Annotated in this window: 15 protein-coding genes and 1 tRNA gene; 7 read left to right on the forward strand and 9 right to left on the reverse strand. The window is 72.2% G+C overall.

Annotated elements, in window-relative coordinates:
- Nucleotides 1-40: 40 nt before the first annotated feature.
- The 6 genes from AB0E07_RS31060 to AB0E07_RS31085 form a co-directional block, all read right to left on the reverse strand.
- Complete coding sequence (locus tag AB0E07_RS31060; protein WP_362259635.1) at nucleotides 41-1,330, reverse strand: metal-dependent phosphohydrolase; 1,290 nt, start codon at nucleotides 1,328-1,330, stop codon at nucleotides 41-43.
- Nucleotides 1,327-2,619, reverse strand: coding sequence for an HD-GYP domain-containing protein (locus tag AB0E07_RS31065; RefSeq protein WP_362259637.1), 1,293 nt, complete (start codon nucleotides 2,617-2,619; stop codon nucleotides 1,327-1,329). Before AB0E07_RS31065 ends, AB0E07_RS31060 begins: the two co-directional genes overlap by 4 nt.
- A gap of 123 nt (nucleotides 2,620-2,742) precedes the next feature.
- Nucleotides 2,743-3,045, reverse strand: a complete 303-nt coding sequence (gene rsrA, locus AB0E07_RS31070; protein WP_362259639.1) for a mycothiol system anti-sigma-R factor — start codon at nucleotides 3,043-3,045, stop codon at nucleotides 2,743-2,745.
- Nucleotides 3,042-3,737 carry a sigma-70 family RNA polymerase sigma factor gene (locus AB0E07_RS31075; RefSeq protein WP_362259698.1) on the reverse strand — a complete coding sequence of 232 codons (696 nt, stop codon included), beginning with the start codon at nucleotides 3,735-3,737 and terminating at the stop codon, nucleotides 3,042-3,044. Before AB0E07_RS31075 ends, rsrA begins: the two co-directional genes overlap by 4 nt.
- Nucleotides 3,738-3,997: 260 nt before the next feature.
- Nucleotides 3,998-4,627: an alpha/beta family hydrolase gene (locus tag AB0E07_RS31080; protein ID WP_362259641.1), complete on the reverse strand. Its 630-nt coding sequence runs from the start codon at nucleotides 4,625-4,627 to the stop codon at nucleotides 3,998-4,000.
- Between the two features lie 19 nt (nucleotides 4,628-4,646).
- On the reverse strand, nucleotides 4,647-5,462 hold the full coding sequence (locus AB0E07_RS31085; RefSeq protein WP_362259643.1) for an SOS response-associated peptidase: 816 nt from the start codon (nucleotides 5,460-5,462) through the stop codon (nucleotides 4,647-4,649).
- Between the two features lie 177 nt (nucleotides 5,463-5,639).
- On the opposite strand from AB0E07_RS31085, the gene AB0E07_RS31090 reads away from it, so the two are divergent.
- From AB0E07_RS31090 to AB0E07_RS31105, 4 genes are all read left to right on the forward strand, one after another.
- Nucleotides 5,640-6,353, forward strand: coding sequence for a M50 family metallopeptidase (locus tag AB0E07_RS31090; RefSeq protein WP_362259645.1), 714 nt, complete (start codon nucleotides 5,640-5,642; stop codon nucleotides 6,351-6,353).
- A gap of 124 nt (nucleotides 6,354-6,477) precedes the next feature.
- On the forward strand, nucleotides 6,478-7,818 hold the full coding sequence (gene aroA / locus AB0E07_RS31095) for a 3-phosphoshikimate 1-carboxyvinyltransferase (protein ID WP_362259647.1): 1,341 nt from the start codon (nucleotides 6,478-6,480) through the stop codon (nucleotides 7,816-7,818).
- 16 nt (nucleotides 7,819-7,834) lie between these two features.
- The gene (gene rsgA / locus AB0E07_RS31100; protein ID WP_362259649.1) at nucleotides 7,835-8,845 is read left to right on the forward strand and encodes a ribosome small subunit-dependent GTPase A; all 1,011 of its coding nucleotides are present in this window, start codon (nucleotides 7,835-7,837) and stop codon (nucleotides 8,843-8,845) included.
- A 119-nt stretch (nucleotides 8,846-8,964) separates the two neighbouring features.
- Nucleotides 8,965-9,288 (forward strand): multidrug efflux SMR transporter, encoded by a 324-nt coding sequence (locus AB0E07_RS31105; protein ID WP_362259651.1) that lies wholly within the window; start codon nucleotides 8,965-8,967, stop codon nucleotides 9,286-9,288.
- A gap of 19 nt (nucleotides 9,289-9,307) precedes the next feature.
- On the opposite strand, the gene AB0E07_RS31110 is transcribed toward AB0E07_RS31105, so the two are convergent.
- Complete coding sequence (locus tag AB0E07_RS31110; RefSeq protein WP_362259653.1) at nucleotides 9,308-9,916, reverse strand: helix-turn-helix domain-containing protein; 609 nt, start codon at nucleotides 9,914-9,916, stop codon at nucleotides 9,308-9,310.
- A gap of 200 nt (nucleotides 9,917-10,116) precedes the next feature.
- On the opposite strand from AB0E07_RS31110, the gene hisN reads away from it, so the two are divergent.
- A complete protein-coding gene (gene hisN / locus AB0E07_RS31115) occupies nucleotides 10,117-10,917 on the forward strand; it encodes a histidinol-phosphatase (RefSeq protein ID WP_362259655.1) in 801 nt (266 codons plus the stop codon).
- Between the two features lie 118 nt (nucleotides 10,918-11,035).
- Nucleotides 11,036-11,428: a CBS domain-containing protein gene (locus AB0E07_RS31120; RefSeq protein ID WP_362259657.1), complete on the forward strand. Its 393-nt coding sequence runs from the start codon at nucleotides 11,036-11,038 to the stop codon at nucleotides 11,426-11,428.
- An 81-nt stretch (nucleotides 11,429-11,509) separates the two neighbouring features.
- Here the strand turns inward: AB0E07_RS31120 and AB0E07_RS31125 are convergent, their stop codons facing one another.
- On the reverse strand, nucleotides 11,510-12,964 hold the full coding sequence (locus tag AB0E07_RS31125) for a catalase (protein WP_362259660.1): 1,455 nt from the start codon (nucleotides 12,962-12,964) through the stop codon (nucleotides 11,510-11,512).
- A 144-nt stretch (nucleotides 12,965-13,108) separates the two neighbouring features.
- On the opposite strand from AB0E07_RS31125, the gene AB0E07_RS31130 reads away from it, so the two are divergent.
- Nucleotides 13,109-13,528 (forward strand): Fur family transcriptional regulator, encoded by a 420-nt coding sequence (locus AB0E07_RS31130; protein ID WP_362259662.1) that lies wholly within the window; start codon nucleotides 13,109-13,111, stop codon nucleotides 13,526-13,528.
- 127 nt (nucleotides 13,529-13,655) lie between these two features.
- On the opposite strand, the gene AB0E07_RS31135 is transcribed toward AB0E07_RS31130, so the two are convergent.
- Nucleotides 13,656-13,729, reverse strand: a tRNA-Met gene (locus AB0E07_RS31135).
- Between the last annotated feature and the right edge of the window lie 20 nt (nucleotides 13,730-13,749).

Consider the following 13,749-nt stretch of genomic DNA (forward strand, 5'->3'; position numbering starts at 1 on the left):
GTTACCCCGCCGACCCCAAGGTCAGACAGCGGTCCGAGGGTCACCCGCCACCACCCTGCCCCATGCCTCCCCGGAGCCGGACACCCGGGGGCGCCCCGATTCCGCTCCCGCCGATCCTGAGCACCCGGGCGAGCGCCTCGACGACCTCCGGCGCGTGCTCGCCCGCGGTGGCCAGCCGCAGTTCCTCCAGTGCCATGAGCGGCCCGTCCGCCCCCGCGTCGTACGCCTTCTCCTCGTAGGCGTTGACCGTGCGGACGATGCGCGCGGCCAGCGGCTGCTCCCGGCAGGGGTCGGCCTGTCGCTCGACGACCACGGCAACCGAGGCGTCGACCCCGGTCTGGCGTACGACGGCTCCGCCCAACAGGGCGATCCTGCGCTGTTCGGCGGCGGGCAGGGGCGCGGTGGCGCCGGCCGGGACCGGGTCGACGAGGCTGAGCTGTCCGATGTCGTGCATCAGGGCCGCGTATTCGAGGACGGTGAGTTCGGCGCCCGACAGGCCCAGGTCCCGGCCGACCGCGACGCCGAGCTCGGCGACCCGGCGGGCGTGACCGGCGGGGGTGTACCCGGCGATCTCGGTGGCGCGGGCCAGGGAGGCGATGGTCTGGCGGTAGGTGGCCCGGACGGCGGCGTAGCGGCGGAAGGCGAGCTGGGTGAGCAGGAGCGGGACGCAGAACACGGGCAGGGCCCACAGGCCGACCACGGCCACGGCCAGCGCCATCACCGCTCCGGTCGCGCCGACGGCCGAGCCTATGCCGAGCAGGCCCCGCAGTTCGTCCCGGAGCAGCGGGCCGAAGGGCCAGCCGGTCCGGGAGTGGGCCAGGGCGGCGGCGAGGACCGCGTCGCACAGGGCGGTGAGCGCGAGCAGCGCGATCAGCAGCAGGGCGTAGGCGGCGCCGCTCCACTGTTCGAACAGGCCCCGGTTGTAGAGCGGTTGGAAGCAGACCGCGGCGAATCCGACGGTGAGCAGGCGCCGGGCCAGCTGGTCGGGTTCGGGGCCGCGGCCGCGGGCGATGTGGGGGACGCCGCCGAGGAGGGTGGCGAGGAGCACGACGGTGACGACCTGCGCCACGCCGTGGTGCGTGGGCCGGCCGGCGTCCTCGCCGAGCAGGGCGTACGCCAGGGCTCCGGCGGCCGCGAGCGGGGCCGGTTCACGGACCTCGGGTCCGGTCCACCGGGTGAGCTCCCCGACGATGATCAGCAGCCCGAACGCGAGGGCGACGGGACGTTCCTCCAGACCGTTCCCCAGGGTGGCGAGCAGACAGCCCGCGGCGAGCAGGGCGGCGCAGGTGTGGACGGCGGGGAGGATCCGGGCGGGCCGCGCCGGGCTCATCTCCGGACCTCCGGACGGCCGGTGGCCGGGGCCCCGGGCGCCGGCACGCGCCCCTCGTCCGCGGTGACCTCCGGACACCAGCCGGACCGGCCGATCACCCGGACCAGCGCGGTCACCATCCGCGGGTCGAACTGCGTCCCCGCACACCGCGCCAGCTCCGCGAGCGCGGCGTCGACGGGCCGGGCCCGCCGGTAGGAGCGGGTGGAGGTCATCGCGTCGAAGGCGTCGGCGACGGCGACGACCCGCGCCGGTTCGGGGATCTGCCGGCCGACGAGCCCGTACGGGTATCCGCTGCCGTCCAGCCGCTCGTGGTGGTGGAGGACGGCGGCCCGCGCCTCGCCGAGGAAGGAGATGCCCCGCACCATCTCGTGCCCGTACTCGGGATGGAGTTCGATGACGCGCCGCTCCTCCGGGGTGAGGGGGCCGTCCTTGCGCAGCAGCCGGGTGGGCACCCCGAGTTTCCCGACGTCGTGCAGGATGCCGGCGAACCGCAGCAGCTCCACGCGCTCGGCGTCCATGCCCAGTTCCCGGGCGATCATCATGGAGGCCTGTCCGACGCGCTCACTGTGTCCGCGGGTGTAGCCGTCCTTGATGTCGACGGCCTGCACCAGTGCCCGGATGGTCGCCCGGTGGGCCGCCCGTTCACGGTGGAACTGCGCGAACACCCACCAGGAGACGCCCATCGGCAGCAGCACCAGCAGCGCGGCGACCGGTCCGTAGGGGCTGCGCCAGAGCACGGCCATCATCAGTCCGGCCAGGCCGTGCACGGCGACCGGCGCGAGGGAGCGCAGGAACAGTCCCCGCCAGGCCCGGCGCACCGGCACCCGTTCGGCCAGCGCGAGGATGCCCCCGTCGAGCAGGGTCAGCGCCAGGCAGAAGGCCAGCACCGCGGCCCCGGCGGGGAGCAGGGCGTACGGGAAGTCGGAGGCGACGACCGCGTCCCGGCCGCCGAGCGCCCAGTGCACCCGGGCGGCGGCCCAGACGGCGAGCGCCAGCTGCGCGGCCCGCCAGATCCGCCGGACGGGAGCGCCCCGGGAGAGCAGTGCCCCCGGGATCGCCACCAGGGCGGCGGCGGGCGGGGGCAGCAGGAGGGCGGCGGCGAGCAGCACCGGGTAGAAGGTGCCGGCGAAACGCCGGCGGGCGATCTGCTCGCAGCCTGCGTACAGCGCGGCCAGGAGGGCGAGGGCCCACCAGGGGGTGCGCAGGGCCGGCAGCGGCAGCAGGCAGAGCAGGGCGCCGAGGGCGGCGCAGGCCACGTACAGGCGCGCCCGCGCGGGAATTGCCTCCATGTGCCCCTCCCCTGACCAGGCCTGTCCAGGTCGGGAGCCTAGGACGGCCAGAGGGAGGGTGCGGGAGTATCACCCGCCGATTAGCACGTTCGAGTGACGACCGCGCGTTCCCGGGGCGGGAGTTCAGGACTCCTGCGGGGTCACGGTCACGTCGTGCTCGGGCACCGCCTGCCCGGAGCGGATCAGGTCGATCCGCCCGAGGACCTTGGCCCGCAGGTCGGTGGGCACGTCGTCATGTCCGCAGCAACGCTTGACCAGCTTCTTCACGGCCTGCTCCAGGCCGTACTTCTCCAGGCACGGCGAGCATTCCTCGAAGTGGTGCTGAAACTTGTCGCGATCGAGGTCCGGCATCTCACTGTCGAGGAACTCGTACAGATGGTCCAGGACCTCACTGCAGTCCGTCTCGTGCGGCTCTCCGCAGCTCATGAGCCCGAGCCTTTCGCTTCGTTCGACTCTCCGGCGCCCGCCGGGACCAGCCCGCGCTCACGGGCGTAGTCCTCCAGCATGCCGCGCAGTTGACGGCGGCCCCGGTGCAGCCGGGACATCACCGTACCGATGGGTGTCCCCATGATGTCCGCGATCTCCTTGTACGCAAAGCCCTCTACGTCGGCGAGATAGACGGCGATGCGGAATTCCTCGGGGATCGCCTGAAGCGCTTCCTTGACGTCCGAGTCGGGCAGGTGGTCGAGCGCCTGCGACTCGGCCGAGCGCAGTCCGGTCGACATGTGCGACTCGGCCCGCGCCAGCTGCCAGTCCTCGATCTCCTCGGCCGCGGAGCGCTGGGGTTCACGCTGCTTCTTGCGGTACGAGTTGATGAACGTGTTGGTGAGGATCCGGTAGAGCCAGGCCTTGAGGTTGGTGCCCTCGCGGAACTGGTGGAAGGACGCGTACGCCTTGGCGTACGTCTCCTGCACCAGGTCCTCGGCGTCGGCCGGGTTGCGCGTCATGCGCAGGGCCGCCGAGTACATCTGGTCGAGGAATTCGAGCGCGTCCCGCTCGAAGCGCGCGCTGCGCTCGGCACTGGTCTCCGCGGACTTGTCCGTGCTCGCGCCCTGGCCCTCGGGCAGCTCCGCCTGGCCGTTGTCGGTCCCTGCGTCGGTACCGGTGACCGGACCCACCTCCTCAAGATTCCGGGCAGCACCGAAGCCGGTGTCGCCAAAATCGGAGGATAGACGAACCTCCGGTCCGCCCGCCGCTCGAATAGGAGCGGCCTTGCCCGCGTGCAGCACCGTCCAGTCCAGATCGGCACGGCTGCTGCTGCGGTTCGGGCAGATGGTCGAACCCATGCGGCGGACTTCCTCTCCTACGACGTCGGTGCCGGTTCCTCAGCACTTCTGTCCGCCACAACATCGGTCCGCTCCGCAACATTCCCGAACCTTTACCCGCGTGACGCGGTCCACCGCACGACCGCGTCGGTCACGAGGGCCACGGCCTGCTCCTGGGTGAGGGCACCCCGCTTGGGCACGGCGAAGCCGTGATCGCCGGCGGGCACCTCGACCAGTTCGAAGTCCCCCTCGGGGAACTCCTCGGGTCGGCCGAACGGGTCGTTGCCGCCCTGGACGACGAGGGTGGGCACCCCGGCGCCGAGCAGCTCCTCGGCACGGGACTTCTCGGGCCGGGCGGGCGGGTGGAGCGGGAAGCTGAGGGCGAGGACGGCGTGCGCGCCGAGTTCCGTGGCGGTGCGGCAGGCGACCCGGGCGCCCGCGCTGCGGCCTCCGGAGATCACCGGCAGGCCCGGGGCGGCGAGGGCGGGCCACAGTCCGCGCCAGCCGGTGTCCAGGGTCTTCGGCGCCGGGGCGACCTTCTTGCCGGCCACCCGCCAGGGCTGCTCCACCAGGGCGACGGTGACGCCGTGGCCGGGGAGGGTCTCGGCGAGCGCCCGGAGGTCACGCGCCTCGATGCCGCCGCCCGCGCCGTGGCTCACGGCGAGCACGAGCCGGGCCTTCTTCGCGGGATGCCAGGTGATGCGGGCGTCCCCCGCGTCGGTGGCCAGGGTCTCGGTCGTCACAGCAGCCTCGGTCGTCACATCAGAAGAGTGTGCCCTCCTCGGGCCCCTCCAGCTCCTTCAGCAGCTCCGGTCCGTTGTTGCGGACGTTGCTGACCGCGGTGGCCACCGGGTAGGCGCGCATCAGGCCGGCGGGCGGCGGGTCGAGCAGCTCGCGCAGGGCGCCGGGATCGGTGCGCGCGGGGTCGAGCCAGGCGTCCCAGCGGTCCGGGGTGAGCATCAGGGGCATCCGCGGGTGGATGTCGGCGAGCGCGTGCGGTCCGTCGGCGGGCGCCACGGCGAGCGGGGTGGTCTCCGCCTCGGTGGTGATCACCGAGCAGGTCACCCACCAGGCCAGCGGATGCTCGTCGGGCAGGGTCCGGTCGCGCCAGAACTCGTAGAGTCCGGCCATCGCGAAGACCGAGCCGTCGGCGGGGAGCACGAAGTACGGCTGCTTGCGCGGGCGCTTCTTCTTCCCCTCGACCTCCAGGTCCCGCTCCTGGGTGCCGGTGACCCACTCGTAGTAGCCGTCGGCGGGCAGGATGCAGCGGCGGGCGGCGAAGGCGCGGCGGTAGGACGGCTTCTCGTGGACCGTCTCGGCGCGCGCGTTGATCATGCGGGCGCCGCCCTCGGGCGTCTTGGACCAGGACGGGACGAGTCCCCACTTGAGCCTGCGCAGCTGGCGGACCGGACGCTGGTCGCCGGCGTCCTTCAGCGGGCGGTCGAGGACGGCGTAGACCTCTTTGGTGGGAGCGACGTTGTAGTCGGGCTCCAGGGTCTCCTCCGGCTCCCACTTCTCGATCTCGAAGATCCCGGCCAGGTCCTCGGGCCTACGACTCGACGCGTACCGTCCGCACATCTTCACCACCCTACATTTCACCCGTACGGCCGAGGCGCAGACGCCGGAAGTCGCCGCCGGCCCGAACGCGCCCGCGGGTCGGGGACGTTCCCGCACCCCGGGCCGTTGACATGCCGTCCGCACATCCATACGTGTCACACTGCCGAGTCCGTACGAGGAGAGGGAACGACCGGACCGATGGACACCAGCACAGCGACCTCCCTCTGGGACGAGCTCGTCGGCACCCAGTCCGCCCCGGACCTGTGGGTGGTGATCGCGACCCTGGCCGCCGCGCTGGCGGTGGTCGTCCCGCCCGGTGTGTGGCGCGTCTCCCGCAACGCCATCACCATCGCCCACGAGGGCGGACACGGACTGGTCGCCCTGCTCACCGGCCGCACCCTGACCGGCATACGCCTGCACTCCGACACCAGCGGCCTCACGGTGAGCCGGGGCAAGCCGCACGGGCTCGGCATGATCCTCACCGCGGCGGCGGGCTACACCGCGCCCCCGCTGCTGGGCCTGGGCGGCGCGGCCCTGCTCGGCTCCGGCCGCATCACCCTGCTGCTGTGGCTGGCCACGGCGCTGCTGCTGGCGGTGCTGGTGATGATCCGCAACGCCTACGGCGCGCTGACGGTCATCCTGACGGGTGGAACCTTCGTCCTGGTGTCGTGGCTCGCGGGCCCCCAGGTGCAGGCCGCGTTCGCCTACGCGGTGGTGTGGTTCCTGCTCCTCGGCGGGGTGCGTCCGGCCTTCGAGCTCCAGGCGAAGCGGGCCCGCGGCGGCGCCGGGGACTCGGACGCGGACCAGTTGTCGAGGCTGACGCACGTACCGGCGGGCCTGTGGCTCTTCCTCTTCCACGCGGTGTCGCTGTGTTCCCTGATAGGCGGCGGACGGTGGCTGCTGGGCGTGTGAACCGGTCAGCCGCGAGGGCGTCGTGAGGGGTCTCGGGGCGGTGGCCGGGGGCGGCCGGGCCCGCGGGCCGGACCAGCCACAACGGCGCGGCGCCCGGGGAACCGCCTCCTTATAGAGTGGAGCCATGGCCCCGAACCACGCACAGAACGCCCTCTGGCCCGCCCCTCTCGCCCGCGGTGCCGTCGAGGCGACCGTCCACGTGCCCGGGTCCAAGTCGGTCACGAACCGCGCCCTCGTGCTGGCGGCCCTCGCCAGCGAACCGGGCTGGCTGCGCCGTCCGCTCCGCTCCCGTGACACCCTGCTGATGGCCGGCGCCCTGCGCGCGATGGGCGTCGAGATCGAGGAGACGGTGTCGTCCAGCTCCGCCGTCGCGGGCGGCCCGGACCACTCCGGCGAGGCCTGGCGCGTGCTGCCCACGGGACTGCGCGGCCCCGCCACGGTCGACGTCGGCAACGCGGGCACCGTGATGCGCTTCCTGCCGCCGGTCGCCGCCCTGGCCGACGGTCCGATCCGGTTCGACGGCGACCCCAGGTCGTACGAGCGGCCGCTGCACGGGGTGATCGACGCGCTGCGCGTCCTCGGGGCCCGGATCGACGACGACGGGCGGGGGGCGCTCCCGCTGACCGTCCACGGCGGCGGCGCGCTGGACGGCGGTCCGGTCGAGATCGACGCCTCCTCCTCCTCGCAGTTCGTGTCGGCGCTGCTGCTGTCCGGCCCGCGCTTCAACCAGGGGGTGGAGGTCCGGCACACCGGTTCCCGGCTGCCGTCGATGCCGCACATCCGGATGACGGTGGACATGCTGCGCGCGGTCGGCGCCCAGGTGGACACCCCCGAGTCGGGCGGCGAGCCGGACGTCTGGCGGGTCAAGCCGGGTGCCCTGCTCGGCCGTGACCTGACCATCGAGCCGGACCTGTCCAACGCCCAGCCGTTCCTGGCGGCCGCCCTGGTCACCGGCGGCAAGGTGCTGATCCCCGACTGGCCGTCCCGCACCACCCAGCCCGGCGACCGGTTGCGCGAGATCTTCACCGAGATGGGCGGCTCCTGCGAACTGACCGAGTACGGACTTGAGTTCACCGGCTCGGGCGCCGTCCACGGCATCGACGTGGACCTCGGCGACGTCGGCGAGCTGACCCCCGGCATCGCGGCGGTCGCCGCCCTCGCGGACTCCCCGTCCACGCTGCGCGGGGTCGCGCATCTGCGGCTGCACGAGACGGACCGGCTGGCCGCGCTCACCAAGGAGATCAACGAGCTGGGCGGCGACGTCTCGGAGACCGCCGACGGCCTGCACATCCGCCCCCGCCGCCTGCACGGCGGGATCTTCCACACCTACGAGGACCACCGCATGGCCACCGCCGGAGCGATCATCGGCCTCGCCGTCGAGGGCGTGCAGATCGAGAACGTCGCGACGACGGCGAAGACCCTGCCGGACTTCCCCGAACTGTGGACCGGGATGCTCGGGAACTGACGGGCGGACCGGGATCATGCGCCGCTACGGCAAGCACACCGACGAGGACGACATCCGCAGCCGCCCGAACCGCAAGGGCAACCGGCCGCGCACCAACATCCGCCCCAAGCACGAGGACGCGGCCGAGGGCCTGGTCCTCACCGTCGACCGGGGCCGGCTGACCTGCCTGGTCGAGGACCGGGTGGTGCTGGCGATGAAGGCACGCGAACTGGGCCGCAAGGCCGCGGTGGTGGGCGACCGGGTCGCCCTGGTCGGCGATCTGTCGGGCAGGAAGGACACCCTCGCGCGGATCGTCCGCATCGAGGAGCGCAGCTCGGTCCTGCGCCGCACGGCCGACGACGACGACCCCTACGAGCGGGTGGTGGTGGCCAACGCCGACCAGCTCGCCATCGTCACCGCGCTCGCCGACCCCGAGCCCCGGCCCCGGCTGATCGACCGCTGCCTGGTGGCGGCGTACGACGGGGGTCTTGAGCCGCTGCTGGTGCTGACCAAGTCGGACCTGGCGCCGCCCGACAAGATCCTGGAGCTCTACGGCGACCTGGACATCCCCTACGTGGTGACCAGCCGGGCGGAGCTGGAGAGCGGCGACGCGGCCGACCGGGTGCGCGCGGAACTGGACGGCAGGGTCACGGCGTTCGTCGGCCACTCCGGTGTCGGCAAGACGACGCTGGTGAACGCGCTGGTGCCGGTGGAGCGGCGGCGGCTGACCGGCCATGTCAACGCGGTGACGGGACGCGGCCGGCACACCACGACCTCGGCGCTGGCGCTTCCGCTCGACGGTGCCGAGGGCTGGGTGGTGGACACCCCGGGCGTACGGTCCTTCGGGCTCGCCCACATCGACCCCTCGCGGGTGATCCACGCCTTCCCGGACCTGGAGGCGGGAACCGAGGGCTGTCCGCGGGCGTGCAGTCATGACGAGCCGGACTGCGCCCTGGACGCGTGGGTGGCGGAGGGTCACGCGGACCCGGCGCGGCTGTACTCGCTGCGCCGGCTGCTGGCCACGCGGGACCGCAAGGAAGGCGACTGACCTTCGCGTTGTTTGTCCCCGCCCGAGTCCGGTAAGGGCATAATCGCACCGAGCCGGAACCGAGCCTGACCAGAGCCTGACGAGCGGTCACAGTACGTGGGGATACGGGAGGACAGCACATGGCGTGGCTGCTGGTCATCGTGGCGGGGCTGCTCGAAACCGGGTTCGCGGTCTGTCTGAAACTCTCCCACGGGTTCACCCGGCTCTGGCCGACGATCGCGTTCGCCGCCTTCGCCCTCGGCAGCTTCGGTCTGCTGACGCTCGCGCTGCGCAAACTCGACGTCGGTCCGGCGTACGCGGTGTGGACCGGGATCGGCGCGGCCGGCACGGCGATCTACGGGATGATCTTCCTCGGTGACATCGTCTCCACGCTCAAGATCGTCTCGATCAGCCTGGTGATCGTCGGGGTCGTCGGACTCCAGCTGTCCGGCTCCGCGCACTGACGGGCCGTACCGGGGACGGTCAGACCGGCAGGTGCCGGTACAGCACGCCCCGTACGAGTTCGCCGACCGCGCCGTCGGCGGGCGGGGCGGAGACGCAGGACAGCGCGATCCGGACGACGAGTTCGCAGGAGCGGGCGAGTTCCAGGCTGTCCGCCCGGCCGGCGCCCGGCGCGGCGAGCGCCGCCACGGCCCGGTCGCGGACGATGCACACCAGATCGGCGGGCGAGGGCAGCGGGCCGTCCGCGCGGCGCTGGGCCGGGACGACCGAGGAGGACCGGACGGCCGACAGGGTGGGCGACGGCAGCCGTTCGCTCCAGCAGCCGGTGAGCATGGCGCGCACGAGCGCGTTGTCGCGGGCCGCGGCGGCAGTCCACTCGGCGGTGGCGGTGAGCCGCTCACGGGCGTCGCACGGGGCGCCGAGCGCGCGCTCCACTCCCACGAGATAGGCGTCCGCCTCGCGCCGCACCAGCGCCCGGGCGAGTCCGTCCTTGCTGCCGAACTCGTTGTAGAGCGTCTGCCGTGACACCCCGGCCGCCGCGGCGACGTCCACCATCCGCACCGCCGACCAGGACCGGCGCGCGAGCGCCGTGTACGCGGCGTCCAGCAGAGATTCCCGTGCTGCAGGCATCGTCGCCTCCCAGACCCCCGGCTCTGGGCCCAGATTTGACGCGCGAGGCAGCACTGTCAAGGGTTGCGGGGTGGCGCGCGGGGTGGTGGGGTCGCGTTCCGGCTGGGTGCCGGGACGCCCGGAACGCCCCCCGGCGGTCGGTTTCTCACCCCAGGGGACCGTCTGGCCCCGCCCGGCCCCCGGCGGATACGGTTCGTCATATGCCGGACTACCTCGACGACCTCCGTCTCGCCCACGTCCTCGCGGACGCCGCGGACGCGGCCACCATGGACCGTTTCAAGGCCCTCGACCTGAAGGTCGAGACCAAACCGGACATGACCCCGGTCAGTGAGGCGGACCGGGCGGCCGAGGAACTGATCCGCGGCCAGCTCCACCGCGCCCGCCCCCGCGACGCCGTCCTCGGCGAGGAGTACGGCATCGAGGGCACCGGGCCTCGGCGCTGGGTCATCGACCCGATCGACGGCACCAAGAACTACGTCCGCGGCGTGCCGGTCTGGGCCACCCTGATCTCGCTGATGGAGGCCGGGGAAGGCGGCTACCAGCCGGTCGTCGGCCTGGTCTCCGCCCCCGCGCTCGGCCGCCGCTGGTGGGGCGCGAAGGGCCACGGCGCGTTCACCGGGCGCAGCCTCTCCTCCGCGAGCCGGCTCCGGGTCTCCCAGGTCTCCAAGCTCGCCGACGCCTCCTTCGCGTACTCCTCGCTCAGCGGCTGGGAGGAGCAGGGCCGGCTGCACGGCTTCCTGGATCTGACCCGTGAGGTCTGGCGCACGCGCGCGTACGGCGACTTCTGGCCGTACATGCTGGTCGCCGAGGGCGCCGTGGACATCTGTGCCGAGCCGGAGCTGTCCCTGTGGGACATGGCGGCCAACGCGATCATCGTCACGGAGGCCGGCGGCGCCTTCACCGGCCTGGACGGCCGTCCGGGCCCGCACAGCGGCAACGCGGCGGCCTCGAACGGTCTGCTCCACGACGAGCTCCTGGATCACCTCAACGCGCGCTACTGAGCCTCACGCGCCCTCTTGTTGACCGTTCCTTTGCCTGCCACTCTGAGAACCCCGCCCTTGTGAACTTGTGAAACGACGAACAAGCGGCGGGTACCCCCCTCAGGAGGTGGCTGCATCCATGCTCGTCCGTGACGCCATGAGCACCGTGGTCCTCACCATCGGCCCCACCCACACCCTTCGCCAGGCCGCCGCGCTGATGTCCGCCCGCAGGGTGGGCGCGGCCGTCGTCCTGGACCCCGACGCCGGCGGCATCGGCATCCTCACCGAACGCGACATCCTCAACTCCGTCGGCCTGGGCCAGGACCCGGACGCGGAACACGCCCACGCCCACACCACCACCGACGTCGTCTTCGCGGCGCCGTCCTGGACGCTGGACGAGGCCGCCCAGGCGATGGCGCACGGCGGCTTCCGTCATCTGATCGTGCTCGGCCGCGACGAGCCCGTCGGCATCGTCTCGGTCCGCGACATCATCCGCTGCTGGGTCCCCCTGCGGCAGCAGATCCCGGCCTGAGCCGGACACGCGAACGGGCCGGACCCCGATCCCTCGGGGGTCCGGCCCGCTTCGGCAAGCGATCCAGTGCTGGTGGGTGTGTCAGCCGCGCAGGGCCTGGACCGCGGCCTCCAGCCGCTTGCCGAAGTCGTCGTCCGCGGAGCGGAAGTTGCCGATCGCCCGCTCGACGATGTCCGCGCGCGAGACCTGGGCGATGAAGCCGGCCAGGTTCTCGATCAGGCGCCCCTTCTCGTCCTCGGACATCAGGCGGTAGAGGTTGCCCGCCTGCACGAAGTCGTCGTCCTCGGCGTGCACCGGCGCCGGGTGGTTGCCGGTGCCGCCGCCGAAGCCGTCGAAGGGCTGCCACAGCGGGCGGCCGGTCTGGGCCGGGCCGCCGAAGCTGTTCGGCTCGTAGTTCTTCGCCCCGCCGTGCCGGCCGTCGTAGAGGAAGCCGTCGCGGGAGTTGGTGCGCGCCTCGGTGGCGTGCGGACGGTTCACCGGCAGGTGGTCGGCGTTGATGCCGACGCGGTAGCGGTGGGCGTCGCCGTAGGCGAAGAGACGGCCCTGGAGCATCTTGTCCGGGGAGGGACCGATGCCGGGCACGAAGTGGGCCGGGGAGAAGACGGACTGCTCGACCTCGGCGAAGACGTTCCGCGGGTTGCGGTTGAGCTCCAGCCGGCCGATCTCGATCGGCGGGTAGTCCTCGTGCGGCCACACCTTGGTGAGGTCGAAGGGGTTGAAGCGGTACGTCGCCGCGTCCGCCGCCGGCATGATCTGCACCTGCACGGTCCAGCTCGGGAACTCCCCGCGCTCGATGGCCGTGCGCAGATCACGCTGGTGGGAGTCGGGGTCCCGGCCGGCCAGGACGTCCGCCTCGGCCTGGGTGAGGTTCTTGATGCCCTGGTCGGTCTTGAAGTGGTACTTGACCCAGAAGACCTCGCCGGCCTCGTTGTTCCACTGGTAGGTGTGCGAGCCGTAGCCGTTCATGTGGCGGTACGAGGCGGGGATGCCCCGGTCGCCGAAGAGCCAGGTCACCTGGTGCGTGGACTCGGGGCTCAGGCTCCAGAAGTCCCAGACGTTGTCCGCCTCCGTGGAACCGGTGTACGGGTCGCGCTTCTGGGTGTGGATGAAGTCGGGGAACTTGATGGCGTCCTTGATGAAGAACACCGGGGTGTTGTTGCCGACGAGGTCGTAGTTCCCCTCCTCGGTGTAGAACTTCAGGGCCCAACCGCGCGGGTCGCGCACCGCGTCCGCCGCACCCAGGTTGCCCGCGACGGTGGAGAACCGCAGGAAGGTCTCGGTCTCCTTGCCGACCTCGGAGAGGAACGCGGCCCGGGTGTAGCGCGTGACGTCGGCGGTGACCGTGAAGGTGCCGTAGGCGCCGGCGCCGCGGGCGTGCACGACGCGCTCCGGGATGCGCTCCCGGTTGAAGTGGGCGAGCTTCTCCAGCAGGAGCTGGTCCTGCACGAGCACGGGGCCGCCGACGCCCGCGGTCTCACTGTTCTGGTTGTCGGCGACCGGTGCCCCGGCCTCCGTAGTGAGCGGTCCCTGCGTCACGTCTGCCTCCTGCGCCATTCCTTGCTGTTCCTGTCCCTCGGCCAAAGCCGGTCTCGATCCTACAATGGACATTGTCTAAGTCAAATAAGCTTCCAAAGTCACACCCATTCGGAACCTGGTCACCTTGCTGTTAGGCTGTAGCGCATGAGCGACCTTCTGGAACGGCTGCGCGGACGTGGATGGCGGATGACCGCGCAGCGGCGCGTCGTGGCCGAGGTCCTCGACGGCGAACACGTCCATCTGACGGCCGACGAGGTGCACTCCAGGGCTGTCGCGAAGCTGCCCGAGATCTCCCGGGCGACCGTCTACAACACCCTGGGCGAGCTGGTCTCGCTCGGCGAGGTGCTGGAGGTCGCCACCGACAAGCGGGCCAAGCGGTACGACCCGAACGCGCACCGCCCCCACCACCACCTGGTCTGCGCCCAGTGCGGCGCGATCCGTGACGTGCACCCGACCGGCAACCCGCTCGCCGACCTGCCGACCACGGAGCGGTTCGGCTTCACCGTCTCCGACGTCGAGGTGACGTACCGCGGCATCTGCCCGAACTGCGCGGCGGCCGCGTAACACAGACAACAGCGAAAGAGCCCCGGCACCGATCTCTCGGTGCCGGGGCTCTTTCCGGTTCTGAGGCGCACCCGGGGGAAACACCGAGGGCCGGAAACCTGATCGGATTCCGGCCCTCGGCCTTGAGTAGCGGGGACAGGATTTGAACCTGCGACCTCTGGGTTATGAGCCCAGCGAGCTACCGAGCTGCTCCACCCCGCGTCGGTGAATGCAACGTTACG

This window comes from Streptomyces sp. NPDC048002 (assembly GCF_040653275.1).
In the GTDB taxonomy this organism is placed as follows: Bacteria; Actinomycetota; Actinomycetes; order Streptomycetales; family Streptomycetaceae; genus Streptomyces.

Coding starts and splice junctions, on each gene's coding strand:
- AB0E07_RS31060 (WP_362259635.1), bottom strand. CDS start 1,330: ATGAGCCCGGCGCGGCCCGCCCGGATCCTCCCCGCCGTCCACACCTGC.
- AB0E07_RS31065 (WP_362259637.1), bottom strand. CDS start 2,619: ATGGAGGCAATTCCCGCGCGGGCGCGCCTGTACGTGGCCTGCGCCGCC.
- rsrA (WP_362259639.1), bottom strand. CDS start 3,045: ATGAGCTGCGGAGAGCCGCACGAGACGGACTGCAGTGAGGTCCTGGAC.
- AB0E07_RS31085 (WP_362259643.1), bottom strand. CDS start 5,462: ATGTGCGGACGGTACGCGTCGAGTCGTAGGCCCGAGGACCTGGCCGGG.
- AB0E07_RS31090 (WP_362259645.1), top strand. CDS start 5,640: ATGGACACCAGCACAGCGACCTCCCTCTGGGACGAGCTCGTCGGCACC.
- aroA (WP_362259647.1), top strand. CDS start 6,478: ATGGCCCCGAACCACGCACAGAACGCCCTCTGGCCCGCCCCTCTCGCC.
- rsgA (WP_362259649.1), top strand. CDS start 7,835: ATGCGCCGCTACGGCAAGCACACCGACGAGGACGACATCCGCAGCCGC.
- AB0E07_RS31105 (WP_362259651.1), top strand. CDS start 8,965: ATGGCGTGGCTGCTGGTCATCGTGGCGGGGCTGCTCGAAACCGGGTTC.
- AB0E07_RS31110 (WP_362259653.1), bottom strand. CDS start 9,916: ATGCCTGCAGCACGGGAATCTCTGCTGGACGCCGCGTACACGGCGCTC.
- hisN (WP_362259655.1), top strand. CDS start 10,117: ATGCCGGACTACCTCGACGACCTCCGTCTCGCCCACGTCCTCGCGGAC.
- AB0E07_RS31120 (WP_362259657.1), top strand. CDS start 11,036: ATGCTCGTCCGTGACGCCATGAGCACCGTGGTCCTCACCATCGGCCCC.
- AB0E07_RS31130 (WP_362259662.1), top strand. CDS start 13,109: ATGAGCGACCTTCTGGAACGGCTGCGCGGACGTGGATGGCGGATGACC.